At 46.2% G+C, this 1,358-nt stretch carries 3 protein-coding genes; all 3 read left to right on the top strand.

Translation table 11 applies throughout. The annotated features are described in order from the left end of the window. Positions 1 to 247 (top strand): hypothetical protein (locus ACYVD4_RS31985; protein WP_460952525.1); only part of this gene is annotated, 247 nt, incomplete at its 5' end. A 174-nt stretch (positions 248 to 421) separates the two neighbouring features. Beyond that, complete coding sequence (locus ACYVD4_RS31980) at positions 422 to 928, top strand: D-Ala-D-Ala carboxypeptidase family metallohydrolase (RefSeq protein WP_460952523.1); 507 nt, start codon at positions 422 to 424, stop codon at positions 926 to 928. 52 nt (positions 929 to 980) lie between these two features. Further along, on the top strand, positions 981 to 1,202 hold the full coding sequence (locus ACYVD4_RS31975; RefSeq protein ID WP_460952521.1) for a hypothetical protein: 222 nt from the start codon (positions 981 to 983) through the stop codon (positions 1,200 to 1,202). Positions 1,203 to 1,358 lie beyond the last annotated feature (156 nt).

Below are 1,358 nucleotides of genomic sequence, written 5' to 3'. Positions count from 1 at the left end.
ATCAGTACGTAACAAATGCAGCGTATTGGCCGATTCTGCTGGCATTCGCTGGTTGCAAGCTCCGTGCCTTCCGCCAACCGACCGGGGAGCCTTCTGTGTACGAATTGCTTGTGGTAGTACGGGAGGGGTTGAGGTATACAGGAATCAGGACAAAAATAGTGGAGACATGAAAGACGACCCATTTAAAACAGAACAATGCGAACACTTAACCTGTGGTCGCTTTTACGATTATAATGCACAACGTTAGATCTGCTCTGCTATGCGTGATAACGCATGTGCCAGACTATCGAATGAAGATAGATATACAGAGGAAACCACGCCACCTGCGCGGGTGAACCAGTAAGACGGATTAAAAGCAAGTAAGAAGTTGCTAATTATCAGCAGTATATAAGCATTGTCACGATCCTAGTTAAGTAAAGCCATGCCGACCAACCCGACCACCGCACAGCCGAAAGTTACCACGTACCCCAATTTCGGCCCCTATCTGACCTACGCTGAATCGGTAAAATCCGCTACTGCGATACGCCTAGGTATTGTCAACGTACCCCCACCAGAGCAGTACGCCAACATGATGCGGGTGTACAAAGAAATTTACGAACCGATTTGCAAAAAGTTTGGCAAGTTGCCAGTTAGCTCGTTCTTCAGATCGCCAAAACTCAACAGTGCAGTGAAGGGATCGAAGACCAGCGCGCACCTGTTGGGGTTGGCTATTGATATTGATTGCGATGGCTCAAGTCTAACGACCAACAAAGCACTGTACCAGTGGGTACGGCAGAATCTGAAGTACGACCAGTGTATTCAAGAGTACCCCGACCGTAATGGCAATCCCGGCTGGATTCACATCGGACTTAGACTTGATGGTAAATACCGTCAACAAGGCATGAGGGCGGAATTACGAGGTGAGGATACTATTTATATTTACGAATAATTATTATGAACACCACCTACACCCCTCCGCATTAGCTATAAACTAATGCGAGATGAAAAAACCTTGGCGATTTACGCCCAAACAAGTACGATCTGATCAGCCTGAGTACAACAACAACTGGCGCAAAGCTTTCCAGTTCTACAACAATCACTTTCAAACCAAAGCTAAGAATTATAATAACCGTCAATGCTGGTTAGAGCAACACAACTGGATTGACGATGCAGTGTATCAAAAGCCACCGACAAAAAACAACGTAGCGTGGCACTTCTGGTAAACATAAGGGTTTAGGAATAACAACAACGCCCCGGCCGGCTGAGTCAGGGCGTTTGTTAATTCCAGAAGGTTCAATTCGTTTCTCGAACGGCAGTCCAATTTCAATTCCCTAGGGGTTCGATTTAAAGCCAAGTTTTTCAAGTACTGGCAATAAGGC

This window comes from Spirosoma daeguense (assembly GCF_054776875.1).
This window is presented reverse-complemented; position numbering and strand designations above follow the sequence as displayed.